This is a genomic window from Bradyrhizobium canariense, assembly GCF_900105125.1.
Lineage (GTDB): Bacteria > Pseudomonadota > Alphaproteobacteria > Rhizobiales > Xanthobacteraceae > Bradyrhizobium > Bradyrhizobium canariense_A.
The window spans coordinates 3,024,327-3,042,327 of record NZ_LT629750.1 but is presented as its reverse complement, the minus strand read 5'-3'; the positions used below and the strand labels follow the sequence as shown (position 1 = coordinate 3,042,327).

15 protein-coding genes are annotated in these 18,001 nt (G+C 59.8%); 7 read left to right on the top strand and 8 right to left on the bottom strand.

Annotated features, from left to right (window positions below):
- Positions 1-64 precede the first annotated feature (64 nt).
- Positions 65-2,503 (top strand): flagellin, encoded by a 2,439-nt coding sequence (locus BLV09_RS14480; RefSeq protein WP_146687809.1) that lies wholly within the window; start codon positions 65-67, stop codon positions 2,501-2,503.
- Between the two features lie 548 nt (positions 2,504-3,051).
- Here the strand turns inward: BLV09_RS14480 and BLV09_RS14475 are convergent.
- The 4 genes from BLV09_RS14475 to BLV09_RS14460 form a co-directional block, all read right to left on the bottom strand.
- Positions 3,052-5,133 (bottom strand): methyl-accepting chemotaxis protein, encoded by a 2,082-nt coding sequence (locus BLV09_RS14475; RefSeq protein ID WP_146687808.1) that lies wholly within the window; start codon positions 5,131-5,133, stop codon positions 3,052-3,054.
- Positions 5,134-5,273: 140 nt separating this feature from the next.
- Positions 5,274-5,453 carry a hypothetical protein gene (locus BLV09_RS14470; protein WP_100380418.1) on the bottom strand — a complete coding sequence of 60 codons (180 nt, stop codon included), beginning with the start codon at positions 5,451-5,453 and terminating at the stop codon, positions 5,274-5,276.
- An 11-nt stretch (positions 5,454-5,464) separates the two neighbouring features.
- Entirely contained in the window at positions 5,465-5,857 is a 393-nt protein-coding gene (locus BLV09_RS14465; protein ID WP_146687807.1) for a hypothetical protein, read from the bottom strand.
- 8 nt (positions 5,858-5,865) lie between these two features.
- A complete protein-coding gene (locus tag BLV09_RS14460) occupies positions 5,866-6,657 on the bottom strand; it encodes a sterol desaturase family protein (protein WP_146687806.1) in 792 nt (263 codons plus the stop codon).
- Between the two features lie 113 nt (positions 6,658-6,770).
- Between BLV09_RS14460 and BLV09_RS14455 the strand changes: the two genes are divergently transcribed.
- Both BLV09_RS14455 and BLV09_RS14450 read left to right on the top strand, forming a co-directional pair.
- Positions 6,771-7,094 (top strand): DUF6166 domain-containing protein, encoded by a 324-nt coding sequence (locus BLV09_RS14455; RefSeq protein WP_146687805.1) that lies wholly within the window; start codon positions 6,771-6,773, stop codon positions 7,092-7,094.
- Between the two features lie 12 nt (positions 7,095-7,106).
- The gene (locus BLV09_RS14450; protein WP_146687804.1) at positions 7,107-8,216 is read left to right on the top strand and encodes a Zn-dependent alcohol dehydrogenase; all 1,110 of its coding nucleotides are present in this window, start codon (positions 7,107-7,109) and stop codon (positions 8,214-8,216) included.
- 32 nt (positions 8,217-8,248) lie between these two features.
- Here the strand turns inward: BLV09_RS14450 and BLV09_RS14445 are convergent, their stop codons facing one another.
- From BLV09_RS14445 to BLV09_RS14435, 3 genes are all read right to left on the bottom strand, one after another.
- A complete protein-coding gene (locus tag BLV09_RS14445) occupies positions 8,249-8,908 on the bottom strand; it encodes a GntR family transcriptional regulator (RefSeq protein ID WP_244549087.1) in 660 nt (219 codons plus the stop codon).
- 182 nt (positions 8,909-9,090) lie between these two features.
- Positions 9,091-10,386, bottom strand: a complete 1,296-nt coding sequence (locus tag BLV09_RS14440; RefSeq protein WP_244549086.1) for an MFS transporter — start codon at positions 10,384-10,386, stop codon at positions 9,091-9,093.
- A 713-nt stretch (positions 10,387-11,099) separates the two neighbouring features.
- Positions 11,100-12,677, bottom strand: a complete 1,578-nt coding sequence (locus tag BLV09_RS14435; protein ID WP_100380426.1) for a porin — start codon at positions 12,675-12,677, stop codon at positions 11,100-11,102.
- A 286-nt stretch (positions 12,678-12,963) separates the two neighbouring features.
- Here BLV09_RS14435 and BLV09_RS14430 point away from each other — a divergent pair, with 286 nt between their 5' ends.
- Complete coding sequence (locus BLV09_RS14430; RefSeq protein ID WP_244549085.1) at positions 12,964-13,545, top strand: MarR family winged helix-turn-helix transcriptional regulator; 582 nt, start codon at positions 12,964-12,966, stop codon at positions 13,543-13,545.
- On the opposite strand, the gene BLV09_RS14425 is transcribed toward BLV09_RS14430, so the two are convergent.
- A complete protein-coding gene (locus BLV09_RS14425; RefSeq protein WP_146687801.1) occupies positions 13,523-13,918 on the bottom strand; it encodes a hypothetical protein in 396 nt (131 codons plus the stop codon). The two genes, BLV09_RS14430 and BLV09_RS14425, sit on opposite strands and share 23 nt — an antisense overlap.
- 174 nt (positions 13,919-14,092) lie before the next feature.
- Here BLV09_RS14425 and BLV09_RS14420 point away from each other — a divergent pair, with 174 nt between their 5' ends.
- The 3 genes from BLV09_RS14420 (at position 14,093) to BLV09_RS14410 (ending at position 17,471) form a co-directional block, all read left to right on the top strand.
- Positions 14,093-14,479, top strand: coding sequence for a Zn-ribbon domain-containing OB-fold protein (locus BLV09_RS14420; RefSeq protein ID WP_167558726.1), 387 nt, complete (start codon positions 14,093-14,095; stop codon positions 14,477-14,479).
- Positions 14,480-14,695: 216 nt separating this feature from the next.
- On the top strand, positions 14,696-15,970 hold the full coding sequence (locus tag BLV09_RS14415; protein WP_146687800.1) for a dipeptidase: 1,275 nt from the start codon (positions 14,696-14,698) through the stop codon (positions 15,968-15,970).
- Positions 15,971-16,127: 157 nt separating this feature from the next.
- Entirely contained in the window at positions 16,128-17,471 is a 1,344-nt protein-coding gene (locus BLV09_RS14410) for an MFS transporter (RefSeq protein WP_146687799.1), read from the top strand.
- Positions 17,472-18,001 lie beyond the last annotated feature (530 nt).

The window sequence follows — 18,001 nt, the reverse complement described above, 5'->3', positions numbered from 1 at the left end:
TTAGATTCTTTCGCCGGAGATACGCGGGTCAAGAATGGCTTGATGAAACCAGGAAGGATCTAAAATGTCCGGCATTGTTCTCTCGGCATCGGTTCGCCAGAACCTGCTCTCGCTGCAGTCGACCGCAGCCCTCCTCGCCACCACCCAAAACGATCTCGCCACGGGCAACGCCGTCAACTCGGCGCTCGATAACCCGACCAGCTATTTCACGGCGCAGTCCCTCAACAACCGCGCCAGCGACATCAACAGCCTGCTGGACGGTATCGGCAACGGCGTGCAGGTGCTGCAGGCCGCCAACACCGGCCTGACCTCGCTGCAGAGCCTGGTCTCAAACGCCCAGTCGATTGCCAACCAGGTGCTGCAGGCGCCCACCGGCTACACCACGAAGTCCAGTGTCACCTCCACCGCCATCAGCGGCGCCACCGCCGATAACCTGCTCGGCGCCAATGTGCCGACGGCTGGTTCGGTCACCGAGGGCGCCTTCACGACCCTCAACGTCTCGGGTGCGGGTAACGCGACGGCGGCTACTGTTACGGGCGGCACCTTCGCGAATCTCGACCTCAGCGGCGCGGGAGCCAGTGTTAGCTTCAAACTGAGTGTTAACGGCGGCACTGCGCAGACCGTTACCCTCAATGCCGCAAATGTCACTGCCTTCAAGACCGCCGGTGGCACTCTCAGCGGCACCAACGGTACCAGTCCCACCGCGCTCACCGCGACGGACGTCGCCAACCTCATCAATTACCAGCTCGCAGGTAGCCCTGCCACTGGCGCGGCCACTGTCACCGGCCCGGCGTCGGTGAACGGCAGCGGTGAGCTTCAGTTCACTTCCTCCACCACCGGTACGTCCTCGTCGGTAGCCATTACCAACTACGCAACCGCTGGTACTGTGACCGACACGACCGGTCTGCCCACCACCAACACCACCAAGAATGGTACTGACGGCTCGACGACGGCTGCTGATATTACGGGTACCGGCTTCGCGGCGCTTGATCTCAGCACGACCAACACCGCCTCCTTCACGCTGAACGTTGACGGCGTTTCGAAGACCATCACTCTCGATAAGGCCGAGGTTGACACATACAACACCAACACCAGCTCTTCGCTCACCGAAACCAGCCTGACCGCAGCTAACGTCGCCGCCCTCATCAATTACCAGTTCGGTGGTGATACGGGTACCACGACCCCCACCGGTCCGGTGACCGTGAGCGGTGGTCAGCTTCAGATCGCTTCCGCCGCCAGCCCCGGTGCGTCTTCGGAGGTGTCCATCACTGGCTATACAGGCACCTTGGGCACAGGCTCGCTCGGTCTGCCCACCACCGACACCACCAATCATGGTACTGCCGCGGTTGCCGCGGACGACGAGACCTTCACTGTCGCGGTCGACGGCGCTGCGGCCAAGACCATTTCGCTCAGCAAAGCAAGTGTCGACGCATACAACACGGCCCACACCACCGGTACGCCGCTCAACGCGGCCAGCCTGAGCGCCGCTGATGTCGCCAGCCTCGTCAACTACCAGTACGACAACACCGGTGCGACCACCATCGCTTCGGTCGCGAGCGGCAAGTTGGTGTTCACTTCGAATACAACGGGTACGACCTCCAGCATCGCAGTCACCGCCGTGACCGGCACGGCCACCGCCGGCTCGACCGGCGTCACAGCGACGACGACGGCCGCCACCGGCACGGCGGGTTCGGGACTGAGCGCCGAAACGCTGACGATCGCTGCGACCAACAGCAGCACGACAGCGACCTCCATCACCTTCGGCACCGGCGCCAACCAGGTTTCGACGCTCAACCAGCTCAATACGGCGTTGGCGGCGAATGACCTGCAGGCCAGCATCGACTCCAGCAGCGGTGCGATCACCATCACGACCACCAACAACGCGGCTTCGGGCACGGTCGGTGCGGTCGGCGGTACGGCCGTGACAACATCGGGGGCAGCCTTCGCCGCCGTGGCGGCCGGCGGCGCGGCTCCGGTCGCCGATCCGAACTCGCAGGCGACCCGCGCCAGCCTGGTGGCGCAGTACAACCAGGTGATGGCGCAGATCAACACCACCGCGCAGGATTCCTCGTTCAACGGCATCAACCTGCTGAACGGCGATACCCTGGACCTGACGTTCGACGAAACCGGCGCTTCGAAGCTGTCGATCTCCGGCGTGACCTTCAACGACGCCGGCCTCGGCCTTTCGAACCTCACCGCCGGCAAAGACTTCCTGGACAGCAACTCTGCCAATGCCGTGTTGTCGACGTTGACCCAGGCCAGCACCACGCTGCGCACGGAAGCTTCTTCGCTCGGTTCGAACCTGTCGGTCGTGCAGATCCGTCAGGACTTCAACAAGAACCTGATCAACGTGCTGCAGACCGGCGCCTCGAACCTGACGCTGGCCGATCCGAACGAGGAAGCGGCCAACAGCCAGGCGCTGTCGACCCGCCAGTCGATCGCGGTCTCCGCGCTGGCGCTCGCCAACCAGTCGCAGCAGAGCGTGCTCCAGCTGCTCCGTTGATCGCGCGCGAATAGCAAAACAAAAAAGACGGCAGGGATTTTCCCTGCCGTCTTATTATTTGAAAAGCCTTCTTCGGCGGCTGATACCGTCCATTGAAGTAGAGCAGGAAAAACCATCCGGGCCGGCTTCCGCCGCTCAGCGAGAGCAGCGCTTCGCTACTGCCCAAGCGGCGCACCAGACTTTGCCCGGGCTTGGCTCCGCAGCTTTATCGCTACTAAAGGCAACATTCTGCGGATCTGTTTGAATTGGGACTTTATGCTGACGCCGCGCCGTCGATCTTACAACGAGCATCAATGGCGTGGATCACATGCTGCGCCATGCTTGGCCACCTCATGCAGCTGCCTGCTCCGGCAAGTCTACCAATCGCTGCGGTACCTATGCCGTGTCCGGCGCTTTGCCGATTGGTATGCAAATCATCGCTCCGCCGTTTCGAAGACAACGACTTGCGCGTTGCCGCGACATCGGAGGCTTCAAGCTCTTTACCAAAAGCTGGAAAGCCAAGGTGAGGGCAGAGGCGCAGCGTGTCGGCTGGTGCGCCTCGTCGGCGCTTAGGCGGCCCTGACGTCCGAAAGGAAGCGATTGACCTCGTTGGTGAGGTCTTTCGACTGCTGCGAAAGTTGCTCGGCCGCGCTCAGCACCTGGCCTGAAGCGGCCCCGGTGTCGTTGGCGGCTTGCTGGACGGTGACGATATTCGAGGTCACCTGCTGGGTGCCATTCGCCGCCTGCTGGACGTTTCGGGCAATCTCCGACGTCGCCGACCCCTGTTCCCTGATGGCGCTGGCGATCGCAATACCGATCTGATCGATCTCTGCGATAACCTCGACGACGTTCCGGATGGCGCTGACCGTCTCATCGCTCGCGGCCTGGATGGCGGCGACTTGCTCGGAGATCTCGGTAGTTGCCTTGGCCGTCTGACCAGCCAGCGACTTCACCTCAGATGCAACCACAGCGAAACCCTTACCGGCTTCGCCAGCTCGAGCCGCCTCGATCGTCGCGTTGAGCGCCAGCAGATTCGTCTGCGCGGCAATACTCTGTATCAAAGTCACGACGTCGCCGATCTTCTGGGCGCCTGCGGCAAGCGACTGCGCGGTGTCGCCGGTCCGGCGCACGTTTTCTACGGCGCGCGCCGATATTTGGGCGGATTGCGCGACTTGCCGGCCGATCTCGGCGATCGAGGAGGTTAATTCCTCAGTGGCGCTGGCAACGGTCTGCACATTCGCTGACGTCTGCTCGGATGCTCCCGCCACGACGTTGGCCTGCCGGTTGGTGTCCGCGGCTGTCGATGACATCGATCGGGCGGCCTCTTCGAGCATCACCGATGCGGATGATAGACCATTGACCAATTCACTGACCTTGGCCTCGAATGAATGGGTGAGATCGGCAAGGAGCTGCCCGCGGCGCAATTTGGTGTCGCTCTCGACGGCTTGTTCGGCCGACAGGCGATCCGCGCGGATCATATTATCCTTGAATACACGGACGGCAGCCGCCATCGCGCCTATCTCGTCATCGCGACCGCTCGCGGGTATTTCGCCAGCAACGTCGCCGCCAGCGAGACGAGTCATCGAGGCCGTTATCTCGACGATCGGCCGGCAAATCCGGCGACGAACCATAATGACCAGGCCGATACCCGCAGCGGAAACTGCGACGAGACCTGCGAGCGCGGCAAGAAAGCTGAACCTTGCGTCCCCGTAAGAGGACACCAGCTGCGTCTCCGCATTATCGTAAAAGGCGTCCCTCACGGCGATAATCGATCCGAGCCCGCGCTGCGATTCCGCATAATACGTATCGACGTCATGCGCATATTGCCCGCTGGCTGCACCCGCCTTGGCCAACTTCAACTCCTCGCCAAAGCGCTCGGCATAAGCTTCCTGCATCTGATTGAGGGCAGTCGCGACATTGGCGGGAGTGGCTGGATTACCTCGCAATGCCTGCAGCGAAACCAGGATCTGGTCGGTCTTGCCTTGTGATCGGCTGAGTTCCATTCGCTCGGCATCGGTCGCGACGCGTTTTGCGCCGACCAGATTCTTGTGGAGGCTTGCGTTAAGACCGCCCATGTCGCGCAACAACCAGGCGATATTTGCGTAAGTTGCCTGGCGGTACGCACCGCCATGCGACGGAGCCATACGGCGCACTTGCTCTTCCAGCAATGCGGTGACGAGGCCGTTCAAGGCCGAATTTTCGGATACCAATTTCTTTGCTGCGTCTCGGCGAGCCTCGACTGGCCCATCGATTGCCCGGTCGGCATCTTGGCGCAACGTGGCGAGCTGCCTTTTGACATCGTCGATCGTTGCGGCGATGGCCGTTTGGTCATCCAATCCGGCTATCGAGCCATTTCGCACGTTGTCCATTACGGTCACGGCTGCGTCGGTGGACTTGCGGTAAGTGTCGAGCGCGGTTCTCTCTTTCGCGTCGACAACGGGTGGCCCGAACAGGATATTCGTAGCAAAACCCCGCTCGGGGTTGAGATATCGTGGAATGTCTCCCACGGCCCGCACGACTTCCAAACGTCGCTGCGCGACCGCAATACTATCCATCGTCCCGTATTTGGACACAGCCACATAGGCGGAGACAGCTCCGCCCACAGCCGCGAGCGAAATGACGGAGACCGTCAACAAGGTGCCAATTTTCATGTGAGGCTAAACCTGAGCAGGGTTAAGAGGTCTAGCCAGTTTACAGAGCGTGGATTAACTCTTCGTTGACGATTTGCCGAATCAGGTCCGGTCCGGCCCTTGGATAGCCCGCGGCGTCGAGCGCGCGCTCAAGCGGCCGATCATTCTGCCTTGCGGCGGGTCACTTCCGGGAAAATCCACATGGCGACGACCATGAACGGTGCCAGCAGCATGATTGCTATTTTAGGCCCATGCATCCCGATGGAGGCTTCGTAGTAATAGCCGGCGCAGGCGACCAGCAGGACGATCACCGACAAGGCTGTTTTGATCGGAAACGGCATCGGCAGGTTCCTTACAAGGCCGAAAAGATCTGCAGTGGCGACAGCAGAGCCGCCAGAGCGGTGAACTGAACGACGCCGAGAATAGCGAGGCCGCCGCGGCTGTCACGCCATTTGTTCGGTATCGCCTGAAAGACCGACGGGACGAAAAGAAAAATCAGTCCGCCAAAAACGACAACCGATGTCCAGCGCAGTGTCTCGTGAGCAAACGAGACGACGCTGAGCAGCAGCAGGATCAGCAAGACAGCATTGATGGCGACAAGCGCGATGCCTGGCGCACCGGAGAGCGACTGAGGTCGCGCATGAAGCGGAAACATGCCGATGATCGTAAAGAAACCAAGGCAGCAGGCGGCGAAGGTCGTGCCGAACATCAGAAGTGCCAGCCCATTGGGCTCTATGCCGGCCATGGTCGCGGTTACTCCGCGGGAACGCCGCTGGTCAAGGAATCCAGCCGTGGTGTCCGTGCTGTCTTGCGCATGTTGCGCTTGATGAAGCGCGTCTCATAGCCGTTGAACAAATGACCAAGCAAACCACGATCCAGATCGGAAGTACCGAACAGCCAGTCCATGACCGGAAAGGTCAGGTTCATATTCCGCTCCATCATGATTGACTGGTCATGATGCGCCGTGTGGTGGCGACGAATGGTGTTCACGAATGGTGCATTCCGAACGAACCAGTTTTCGTCCACATGGCAGCAAAAATGCATGAATTCGTAGATCAGATACATCGACGTCGTCGTCGAGATCAGGAGCCAGCCGACGTTCGGAGAAGCGACATAGGCTGCAATGATCGCCAGCGGAATCGACATCAACGTAAACGTTGCAAGAGCGTAGGGCGGAAAGAACGTCACGCGCCAATCATGGTGGTCGGCGAACCGCATCTCCTTTTCGGTGAAGAATTGATGATGCATCAAGGTGTGACGATTGTAGATCGCACGAAACGCCTTGATTTGCGAAGGGCGATGCATCACGAACCGATGGATCCACCACTCGAAGAAATTGGCGCCAAGGAAGGTCACGGGAATGATGACAAGCTCCCATGCCCTGACATCGTGCAGGTTGGAGAGATAAATGTAGAGGGCGGTGAAGCCGATCGTATAGATGATGAATACGTGGAGCCATCCGTTGTACCAGCCGGCGACACGCTCCCGATAGGTGTCGCGGTAACGGCGCTGGCGGTCCGACATCGGTGTTGAAGCTAGTTCCATCGTCGTCTCCGGGCGCCAGAAAAACGTGACTTATCCGCTGTCATCTAATATATCACTAATCTATCATGGTCGCAATCGCTTTATAAAGGCAGCGTTCGGGGAGGGAACAGGCAATGAAGACGTTTTGCGGGGACCGTACCATTGACGGCGTCAAAGTGACGGTCGACGGACAACCTCTCGATCAAAGATTGGATATTCATCGCTACACAGCGAACGGTTTTGAATGGAGCTACGAAGGCCCCGAACCCCGGCAGCTCGCGTTGGCGATCCTTGCCGCTCATCTAAGCGATAGCGCTGAGGCCAAAGCCCTTGTCGAACCCTTTATGAAAGCCGTCGTTGCCAATTTCGGCAATGAATGGGAGATGACCACTGCCGACATCGACGCTGTGTTGACGCAGCTCGGGAAAAGCCCTAGCGCACTGAGCGGCGGCAGGTAAGGGAGATTTCCGGTGGCGCTCAGCTACAAGGCGGCGGTTCTTCACGCGCCGAAATCTCCGCTCGTAATCGAGACGATCGAAGCGGGAGAGTTGGGGGCGGGTGACGCCCTGGTCCGCATCAAGGCGGTAGGGCTTTGCCATACCGACCTTGAAGTGATCGAAGGTGCCTTGCGCAATCCGATGCCGATTATTCTGGGACATGAGGCCTCGGGTGTCGTCGAGAAGGTCGGGACGGATGTGCGCGGTGTCGCGGCTGGCGACCACGTCGTTCTCTCCTGGAATCCCCATTGTGGGCACTGTTTCTATTGTGACCGCGATCTTCCGATTCTTTGCGATGACTACCTGCGGCAAGCGCCGCTCGCGCTACAGTTTGACGGCCGCAGCCGCGCGAAGCTGGTCGACGGCCGCGAACTCAAGCATTTGATGTATCTTGGTGCACTTGCGGAATATTGCATTGTGCCGGCGCAGCAGGCGATCGTTGTTCAAAAAGAGATTCCCTTCGACCATGCCTGCCTGATCGGCTGCGGAGTCATGACCGGCGTTGGCGCGGCACTCAACGTGGCCTCGATCCACTATGGCGATCACGTGATGGTGGTTGGATGTGGCGCTGTCGGTCTGTCGGCCGTGCAGGGAGCACGGATGGCGGGCGCCGGTGCGATCATCGCTGTCGATCTCGAGGACAGCAAGCTGGAGCTGGCACGGCGTCTGGGCGCCACGCACGCCATCAACGTCGGCAAAAGCGACGCGGTCGATCTGGCGCGCAAGATGACCGGCGGCCGGGGCGTCGATGTCATCCTGGAATCGGCGGGCAGCCCGCGCGGTTTTCGGATGAGCATGGAGGCGGTGCGTCCGGGCGGGCAGGTGATCTGGCTCGGCAAAGTCGATGTCGAAAACGATGTCTCGTTCCGGTGGGGTTCGCTGATGCAGGAAAAACGTATCAGGCGCTCAAGTTACGGCGGCGCTCGTCCGCTCCGCGATTTTCCGATGCTGGCGCAGGCCGCGGTGGACGGCCGTCTGCAGCTTGAGGAATTGATAACAGCGCGAATCTCGCTGGATCAGGTCAACGAAGGCTTCGAGGCGCTCAGGCGCGGCACGGCGATCCGCAGTGTTGTGGTTTTCTGATCATTATCGTTTTCCGACGATGCCTCGTTCGACTAGGTCTCGATGGTCTTGCGCGCGAAACTTTCGATATAGTCGATGAGAAGATCGGAAGCCTTGCCGGCGGCATCAGCATCGCGCCGGGCGATCGCGTCGGCCAGATCCGCGTGCAGACGTGCGGACAGAGGCAAGTCGCCTGCTTCCCGGTAGTGCTGATACCAGAATCGCCGCGACAGGCCATGCATCAGCCCCATCGCGCGAGCCGCGAATTCGTTTCGTGCCGCCTGGCTGACGAGGTCGTTGAGCGCGCGGTCGAGGCGCATGAAGGTCATATCGTCGGCCTGATCGGACGCCAGACGCATGTCTCGGGCGATGCCGGCAAACCGGGCTGTTTCCGCAGGGGTTGCGCGCTCCGCCGCGCCGCGTGCCATCAGCCGCTCAAGCTCACGGCGGACTTCGAGCAGACGCATTTGCGTCTTGAGATTGATTTGCGAAACCAGGATGCCGCGCCGGGGCAGGATCACGACCAGCCCGTCGCGGGCAAGGCGCTGCAATGCCTCCCGGATCGGAGTGCGGCCGATGCCTAGTCGTTGCGCAAGGGATTGCTCGGATAAAATGGTTTCCGGCGGCAGCGCCAACGTGACGATCAATTCTTCGATCTGCCGATAAGCACGATCGGTCAGGGTTTCGTCATCACGCTCATCATCGGCTTTCATGGCGCCGCGATCTGAGCCGCGCGAGACCGCGTTTCGGATCTTGGGTTTGACAACCCGGGAAACGCGTGCCCGCCCGGTTCGTTTGTCCGCGGCCATCAGCCGTGATCCTCCTGGTTCCATCAGGACGATATTTCACGCATGATGAAGAGGGTCAATCGGACATCGAGGCAATCCGCCTTGGCCTACTGCGAAATGCTTTCGAGCGTTCGACCTTTTGTCTCTTCGCCAAGAACGAGAACGACAAGGGCCGCCGTGACGAACGCGCCGGCGCCGAGTGCAAAGACGCCGGACTGTCCGGCCGTCGGAAGAATGAAGCCGATCAGCGACGGCCCGATCAGCGATCCGACGCGTCCGATCGCCGACGCAAAGCCCGTGCCCGTTGCGCGTATCTGAGTCGGGTAAAGCTCCGGCGTGTAAGCATACAATGCCGACCACATTCCGAACGCACAGAACTGCATGCATAGTCCCGCGACGATCAATTGCGTCTGGTCGGCTGCGGCGCCGTAGAAGTAACAGGCGATAGCCGCCCCGAGCAGCGCTCCAATCAGCGTGATCTTGCGTCCCAGCGCCTCGATCGACCAGGCAGCGGTCAGGAAGCCCGGGACGCCTGCCAGCGAGATCAGTATTGTATAGAAGACGGATTTGGTGATCGCGAAGCCTTTGGCTTGCAGCAGCGCGCCGAGCCAGGTCGTCAAGCCATAGAAGCCCAGGAGCGCAAAGAACCACAGGCACCACAGCATGACGGTGCGGCGCGCATATCCGGGCGCGAACAGGGTGGAAAGGCCGTGCGACTGCTGTTGGTCGATCGACTGCGGCACGGGAGCCGGCAACGGAGCTCCGTTGAGGCGCTGTGAAACCTTCGCCTCGATTTCCGACATCACCGCGTCCGCGCGCGCAGCCTCGCCATGGCTTGCAAGCCAGCGCGGCGACTCCGGCACGTAGCGGCGCACGATCAAGACGAAGATGGCCGGAATTCCCTGGAGGATGAACACCCATCGCCAGTCGGCAAAGGACAAGACCGCGAAGCTCAGGATGCCGGACGCGATGAAGCCGATCGGCCAAAAGCCCTCAAGGAGCGCGATGTAGCGTCCGCGCTGGTTGGCCGGAATGATCTCGGAGACCATCGACTGCGCAACCGGAAATTCCATTCCCATCCCGAAGCCGAGCAGGACGCGGGCGGCGGCAAGCGTTTCGACCGATGATGCAAAGCCGCAAAGGATGCTGCCCAATCCCCAAAAGATCATGCTGACCTGGAAGATGCGCGTGCGTCCGAATCGGTCGGCAAGGACACCGGCGGACGCCGCGCCGATGAACATGCCGAGGAAACTCATGCTCGAAAGCAGGCCCGTCTGCGATGTCGACAGACCGAAGCTCTGGCGTATCGGTCCCAGCACGAAGGTGAGGGCGCCGAGATCCATGCTGTCGAAGAACCAGGCGGTTGCGATGATTGCGAAAATGCCTCGCTGGTAGGAGGTCATGGGAAGCCGCTCGAGACGGCCTGCGATCGTAGAAACGGTCGTGCAGGATCCCAAACTTGAAGTGGCAGGGGCCGCCAGACCCATCGTGCCGCTTGTCGACAAGCTGCTCATAAAAGCCTCCCTGGATTATTAATTTTTGTATACGTCTGAGATATTACTGATATCCGGCCGCCACGCAAACGGTTTGGGGAGGGCAGGCCGAATCGCGGGACTTGTTTCAGGAGGGGCCGATGAAACGAGCCGGCATTGCTCTCCCAGGAGATCGCGGCGTAAGCACTTCTTGCGGCAGTGGCGACCGATACATTTTCTGGATCGGCTCTATTCTCTCATACCGAGGCTATGCGCCGTGGGGCTCAAAGCAGGCGCTGTGCGTAACCCACTGCTGGGTCGAGCGGCTTCCGCAGAGCCTCCGATCGGGATCATGCGGTGGACGACGCTAAGCCTCGTGCGAGGGCCGCCTGTCAGCTCTTTGGGATGCGGTTTGACCGGAGACCGGGGCTCCGCTGAAACAGGCGTGCTCGCGCGGGTTGTCCAAAATTAAAAACCTCCGGCAGGGCATTGCCGGAGGTTTTGGAGGTTAGATGAAGAGGTCGATATCTCCATATTTCTGGTTGCCAGAAACAAACTTATTATATGAGTAACTCAACTAATTGCAACACATAAAAAGAGCCCGCGGAGGTTTTCCGCGGGCTCGATTGCAATCAGTGAAGCGATCAGAAGTTGCGCTGAACGCGAACGTTGAGGGACACCGTATCCTGGTTCTTGAACGAGTAGGTCGTTGTCGGCAGCGGAGAGCCGCCAGCCAGAACGGCCGTACCCGTGAAGCCCTGGTTCAAGTGAGTCCACATCGTTTCCGCCGAGAACGTCAGGTTCTTGACGGGAGTCCATCGGGTAACGACACCGAGCTCAGAAACCGAGAAGTTCGGATTGCAGGTTGACGTTGCCGCGTTGGCGATGCCGATGGTTGCATAGTAATTAGCGCAGTAGTTGGCCTGCGCAGTTGCATCATACCGCACCCAACCCATGCCGCCGAACAAGCTGCTCGACCAGTATGGATCCCAGTTGTGGTTGAACGCACCGCGAACACCATACGACGTCGTCAGATGGATCGATCCGTCACCGCCAGACGCGGCCGGAAGATAGACACCGTCCGTGGTTGCACCGAAGCCGATGCTGCCAGCAGGTCCGAACTGACCTGGAACACCACCGAACATCAGGAAGTTCGGAGAGCTTGCGCTGGTGGAGATTACGTTCTTCGTATCACCCTTTGCCCAAGTGGCGTCGAACTTGATGTCGTCGCCCGGACCGGTCGGGATGTTCTTGATCTGCAATGCCGCCATCACCGAACCACCGTATTTGGTCTCAGGATGACCGCTGAGCTGCGACAAAGCCGTCGCCGCAACCGTGTTGGCAGGCGTCAAGCCAGCCCCGGCAAGCGTGTTGTACGAACCGTCAACTTCATGCAAAGCGCCCGACAACTGGAAGAGGCCCCAGGCCTGATCGACCTTGATGTTGCCGACGACGTCCGGCATGTGCACGCCGGCATAAGCGTTGCCGCCTACGCCTACCGCACTCAGCGGGGTCGAAAGATTATAGACCGCGGTACGGTTGAACGATTCCGGATCATCGAGACCGATGCTGGCCGACACGCCGTTGCCGAATTGCGCGGTGTACTGGATGTTGTTCACGCCGGTGACGGTGTCATTGCCACCGATCAGGAACGACGTGTTGTTGCCCGGATAACCATTCCAGGGCGTCGAATAGGCCGAGGAAGATTTACCGAAGGTGAATCCGGCGAACTGGATGAAGACGTATTCAACGGCGACATAGCCACCGCCGGGCGTCATCAGGAGTGACGAGGTGTTGTTGCCGAGGTTCGAAGCCAGGGACGACGGGTTGAAGGTGTTGGTCCCGAGGGTGTCGAACTGGAAGTCGCCTTGGGCGAAGGTGCGGACCACGCCGTATTCAGACGCAGTGCGGGTGTCAACCGTCAAAGCAAAACGCGAACGAGAGGCGTAGCTATCGCGATAGCGATCGCCGTTGCCCAGATCGCCGCTCCACGCCGGCTGGTCGTAAATGCTGCCGTTGAACGTGGTGTCAATGCGCAGATAACCACCGATCTTGATGCAGGTGTCGGTGCCGGGAATGTAGTAGAATCCCGCACCATACAGGGAGCAGACCCTCACGTATTCGACCGCTTTGGCCTTTACGGGAAGATCAGCTGCCTGTGCCCCGGTCATGGCGAGCAAACCCGCCGCTGAGCCGAGGACAAGGCTCTTAACTGTCTTCATGTTAAACCTCCAAGTTGCTTCGTCAAAAAGGGCCGCGTCCTTAGCCCCCGCTACTCTTCAAGCGCCCACGACAGCGCCTCAAGCCAAGGACGGTAGAAGAATCTGCCCCGCCCCACGGCGTAGGTTTGATGTAAAAGTCAGGTGAGTACAATAATTGAGTTACGCAGCTATCTATTTAGGCGGGCTGTAGTGGTTTCTCTGCAACACTTTTTTGACCAGACCGCCCTGCAATTTCGGGGGCCTCACATCCGCAAAACGTGAGTTTTCTAGGCTGCCCGCTTCCTAGATGATCGCGCCGATTCTCAAGGAGCTCGACACGATGCCTCCACGGCGTACTACCCTTCCCACCAGATCGAGGATTCCAAATGAGACGGACCCGCCGGCGGCGGCCGGCCGTCGACCGCGGGATCGTGAGCTGGTTCGGACCCTGGTATGGAATATTTTATCGATCAACAGCCACATGGAGGATATTCGCTACTTCTGGGCTGGCGTGATGCGGATCAGTGGTCCGCAATGGCTCATTGTGATGGCCGTCCACGATCTTGATCGCGGCAATGGTGTTTCGGTCAGAGAAGTGTCGGCCAAACTCCATGTCGACCCATCGTTTGTAACGACGCAGACCAAGCAGCTTGAAAAGGATGGCTTCATGCGACGAAAGCCATCGTCTGAAGATGCTCGTGTGGTTTTGCTGTCGCTTTCCGACAAGACCTACAAAGGACTCGCGAACCTGTCGACACAGCAGGAGGGCGTTGAAGATTTCGTATTTAGTGATTTGAGTGAACCGGAGCTGGTCAGATTTACTGAAACGCTCACGATGCTCCGACTTCGATTGGAAAAGGCCTCCCTTAGACTGGCGGCGGAAGTTTAAAAGGTATTAATTTTCGGCTCATTGCTCCCGTCGGAAGCTTGGGTACCCCAGTCAAAACAGCAGACAATCTTACGTCGAGCCGATGGGCGTGGCTGGTGCCCGCGTCACCGAATCCACCGCGTTCTTCTGGAATTTTCGGGTTGCCTTGTTGCGGTGCAAAAAAGCCATTTGGTGCCCGCGCGGCGGAATATTGCATAGACAACGTTGGCTGGGGGCCTTGATCAACGGCTCCTTTCCGGCTGTAGAGCTTTTCAATCCGGCCTGAGCTATGCAAAAGTGTTGCCAGGAGTCGCGACGGATTGTCGCGAAAAAAGTGCTTTCGCTGCACGCACGAAAGGGCGACCTTCACAAAGATCGTTACGGTGATCTCCATTTCGCTGATGGATGCGAATAGTCGGCGAGGTGGTGACAAGAGTCCGCGACGAAGCGGATACAAAAACAAAAAAAGTCTTCCAGGGAAAAATGTGAGGCAGCTGTTCTGACCTCATAGCAGCGCTCGGCGAAACCGATGACGACCTCCGTCATCAGGGTGGAGGAGGGGGACATCATGGTCCGACGTATTGCTCTACGTGACGACCTTTTCGTTGAAGGGCCGCCGCCGCGCCTCGTCTGCGGCAAATGCTTTGAAACGGGTGAGATTTCTTATCCGCTGCGAGCGGATGCAAGAGATCGGGTCGAGGTCGATGGCGCCGGTACGCTTCTTAATTTCACCCGCGTGCTGCGTGGCATTCCCGGCTTGAATACGTCGTTCGCGATCGGATTGATCAAGCTTGACGCTGGTCCCGTGCTGACGGCCCCGCTTGTCGACTGGGAAAATGCCGATCTTCGCAGTGGCGCGCGCGTCTCGATGGTCATCGGCGAGATCAAGCGCGATGCAAGCGGAAACGTGTTTGTCGGTCCGAAATTCCGTCCTGCCGAGTCAGTCGGGACATAGCCAACGTTTACGTTGGTCCGATCACTGACGGACAAGGCTTCCGTCAAGATCGAGTCGGTCGGCTGACCGACGGGCAACGACATGAAACCTTGTCAGTCGTTTTGAGGCTGCTCTGGCGCAAGGCGAATATTCGCGCCGCCGGCTATCCGGATCATTGAATTCGGCTAAAAGCATTCAGCCAAAGCAACCGACGATTTTCCCCCTCGGAGACAAGAGATGAACAAGCCAGCCTCCGGCCAAACGCGCCGGGACGTTTTGCGGTGGAGTGCCGCGGCCGCTGCTGTTGCGGGCCTTGCAGATCGTCTGAACTGGACGACGAAGGCGTCCGCGGCCGACGCCGTTGAGATCGTGATGGATGGGCATGTGCACGTCACCAATCGGATTTATTGGGAAGGTATCGATCCGTGGACCCCGACAAAATACGGGTGGGACTTTGCGCGTGCGCGAGCAGCGGGTGTCAACTGCATCATCGATAACATCGGGCCATACGGCTACTGGAACTACAACTACACCCCGAAGCAGGCCCTTCGTCTGATCGACACGCTGCTGCGGTTTTCCGAAGCGCATGCCGACAAGATGGCCATCGCGCTCAGTCCGGCTGACGCCCGACGCATTGTCGGCAGCGGACGCATGGCAGTCTTCATCGGCTGCGAGTCGGGATTCGACCATGAAGGCGATCCGGACGTGCTCGACGCCTTCTACCGGCTGGGTTTGCGGACCGTCCAGTTCGCGACGCAAACCGGCTTTAACGCGTTCAGCGACAGCGCGCTCGCGGCTGTTCAGGGCGGCGAAAAGCCTGACCATTTTGGCGGCATCAACGAGCACGGCCGCAAGCTCGTCAGGCAGATGAACGAGCTCGGTATCCTCATCGATATTGCCCACGGCACCGAAGCGGTTCAGGCACAGCTGATAGAGAATAGCCGGGCACCGGTGGTCGCCAGCCATGAAACCGTGAAGGCTGTTTCGGGCGCTGGACTCTCCGACGAGGTGCTCAAGGCGCTTGCCAACAAGGGCGGCCTGATTGGAATTCATGGTGCGGCGGCTGTGGTCGGAAAACGCTATCGACAGTGGATGGCAAGCAATCCCGCCGGCGCCGCCAATTCCGGCAAGGCGGTATTCGGCATGGTCGGATACCAGCCGTCCTTCACGCGGCCGCCCGGCGACCATGGCGAGTTCATCGAACGCATGGACCGGGAGTTTCGTGAGCGCTGGCTTGCGCTGGCAGATTGGAAAGAAGACCCGACGGCGTTGTCTTCGCTGCCGACGGCGGATGAGTGGGCTGAGCATGTCGACTACGTCATCAAGCTGGTTGGCGCAGATCACGTCGCAATCGGCCTGGACATGGTCGCCGGCCGAAGCTCCGTTCCGGCCGATCCGACCGGCTACCCTGATCTGATTGCGGCCCTGCACCGGATCACAACGCCGGAGAACGTCCGCAAGATCGCCGGAGAAAACTGGATGCGCGTGCTGGGACAGGCCAAGGCGAGCTGACCGAGGCGAACTGACAAGGCGACCTGACGCCTTGTCAGCGGGAGGACCGTCAGCGAAGCAACGGGCGCTTTTTGCTGTCATAAACGGACTGACATTGCTATCTGCGAAGCGCGCCAGGAAAGCACGCTGGAAAAAGAAGACGCAACGGGGAGGCACTATGACGATTACATCAACACCAATTGCCGCGCCCGGCGTCGGCTCCGGCGTCCGCTCCGGCGTCTCTTGGGACGAAAAGAAAGTCCTGGCGGCGACTTTGGTGGGCACCACCATCGAATGGTATGACTTCTTCGTCTACGCCCAGGCTGCCGGACTCGTCTTTGGCCCGCTGTTCTTCGGGCCGATGATCCAGAACAATCCGCTGCTCGCCCAGGTCGTGTCGTTTGCGACCATTGGGCTCTCGTTTCTGTTCCGGCCGCTCGGCGCGATCGTCTGCGGATACATGGGAGACCGCTTCGGACGCCGTGGCGTCCTGGTCATGACGCTGGTCCTGATGGGGGCGGCAACGGCGCTGGTTGGCGTCCTGCCGACTTATGCGCAGATCGGCGCTTGGGCGCCGGCCCTTCTGATCCTGCTGAGGATTCTGCAAGGTTTTTCGGCCGGAGGCGAGTGGGGTGGGGCGGCCCTGATGGCGGTAGAATACGCGCCGGTTGGCAAGCGCAGCCTGTTCGGCTCGTTCCCGCAGATCGGTACACCCCTGGGCATGATTTTGGCGACGGGGGCGCTGTGGGGCCTGACAACCGCGCTTGGAAGGCAGGCCATGGTCGAATGGGGATGGCGGATCCCGTTCCTGTTCTCGATCGTGCTGATTGTCGTCGGCGCGGTGGTCCGGCGCACCGTCGAGGAATCGCCGGTGTTCAGGGCGATGCAGCAACGCCACAAGGAGTCCTCGGCTCCGCTGCGAGAACTCTTCCGCGAGCAAAGCAAAGACATCCTGCGCATGGCCCTGACTTTCATGGCCAACAACGCGGCCGGCTACATCCTGATCGCCTTCATGATCAGTTATGGCCTGAACACGCTAAAGCTCCCGACCGACCAGATCCTGCTGGTGAGCACGCTGGCTGCCTTTGGCTGGTTTGCTTTCACCCTGCTGGGGGGCTTGATGGGCGACTGGATAGGCCGCGTGCGCACATTCCAGATCGGCTACGGCATCATGATTGTTTGGGCAGTCCCGATGTGGTTACTGATCGATACGAAGAGCGTGGCGCTGTTCTTTGTCGCGGCGCTCGGCCTGACGATCGGGTTGGGCCTCTCCTATGGGCCGCAGGCGGCGTTGTACGCCGAACTATTCCGAGCCAAGGTCCGTTACTCCGGTGTCTCCATCTCTTACGCGCTCGGCGCTATCCTGGGTGGTGCTTTTGCCCCGGCGATCGCGCAATGGATTATCGGAACCTACGGCGAATCCTGGCGGGTGGGGGTGTATATCATGGTGCTCTCGGTGATCTCGCTGGTTGCCGTTTCCACCATCAGGGATCCGAAGGGCGTCGACCTGAACGTGCATTAGATCATGATCCGATCAGATTGAATCGGATCACGATCTCATCTCTTTGTTTGAGCCTGATGTCAGCGCAAACGCTTCGCGGTTGTTGCTAAGGGCCGGCAGCCGACCGTCGTCCCTCGATCACTCGTCTGCACCAGCAAGCAGTGTCGGTGACATTAGCGCAGTGAGAGGGGCCGAGCGAATTCTTAGCTGCGTCCACTTTCGCGCGGGCCGGCCATATGGCGTCAACAAAGGAGCCGCCCGAATTGCGGACGGCTCTAGTCGCCTCTTGGCGTCGGGAGGAAGCCAAGCTCGTGTACCGCCGTTACCTTGTTCGCGGCCATACAAGCGACTCATACGCCTGTGCGGGCGATTCGGCTGTGATCCAGATAACACAGCCGCTTATTTTGAAGGCAGGCTCGAGAGTGACGGACCTCACTCGAAACCGACTCGTCGGACACGTCGCTGGTTAGGGAACTGCGAGAGCATGTCGAAATCGAAAACTTGCTGTCATCTCTGAGACTGCAACGACGCCTGCAGATATCATCGACACG

Bases quoted from the DNA above. Each gene is read 5' to 3' on its own strand.
- BLV09_RS14435 (WP_100380426.1), bottom strand. From the start codon at position 12,677: ATGAAGACAGTTAAGAGCCTTGTCCTCGGCTCAGCGGCGGGTTTGCTC.
- BLV09_RS14480 (WP_146687809.1), top strand. From the start codon at position 65: ATGTCCGGCATTGTTCTCTCGGCATCGGTTCGCCAGAACCTGCTCTCG.
- BLV09_RS14425 (WP_146687801.1), bottom strand. From the start codon at position 13,918: ATGGAGATCACCGTAACGATCTTTGTGAAGGTCGCCCTTTCGTGCGTG.
- BLV09_RS14475 (WP_146687808.1), bottom strand. From the start codon at position 5,133: ATGAAAATTGGCACCTTGTTGACGGTCTCCGTCATTTCGCTCGCGGCT.
- BLV09_RS14455 (WP_146687805.1), top strand. From the start codon at position 6,771: ATGAAGACGTTTTGCGGGGACCGTACCATTGACGGCGTCAAAGTGACG.
- BLV09_RS14430 (WP_244549085.1), top strand. From the start codon at position 12,964: ATGATCGCGCCGATTCTCAAGGAGCTCGACACGATGCCTCCACGGCGT.
- BLV09_RS14460 (WP_146687806.1), bottom strand. From the start codon at position 6,657: ATGGAACTAGCTTCAACACCGATGTCGGACCGCCAGCGCCGTTACCGC.
- BLV09_RS14465 (WP_146687807.1), bottom strand. From the start codon at position 5,857: ATGGCCGGCATAGAGCCCAATGGGCTGGCACTTCTGATGTTCGGCACG.
- BLV09_RS14470 (WP_100380418.1), bottom strand. From the start codon at position 5,453: ATGCCGTTTCCGATCAAAACAGCCTTGTCGGTGATCGTCCTGCTGGTC.
- BLV09_RS14410 (WP_146687799.1), top strand. From the start codon at position 16,128: ATGACGATTACATCAACACCAATTGCCGCGCCCGGCGTCGGCTCCGGC.
- BLV09_RS14420 (WP_167558726.1), top strand. From the start codon at position 14,093: ATGGTCCGACGTATTGCTCTACGTGACGACCTTTTCGTTGAAGGGCCG.
- BLV09_RS14415 (WP_146687800.1), top strand. From the start codon at position 14,696: ATGAACAAGCCAGCCTCCGGCCAAACGCGCCGGGACGTTTTGCGGTGG.
- BLV09_RS14440 (WP_244549086.1), bottom strand. From the start codon at position 10,386: ATGACCTCCTACCAGCGAGGCATTTTCGCAATCATCGCAACCGCCTGG.
- BLV09_RS14445 (WP_244549087.1), bottom strand. From the start codon at position 8,908: ATGAAAGCCGATGATGAGCGTGATGACGAAACCCTGACCGATCGTGCT.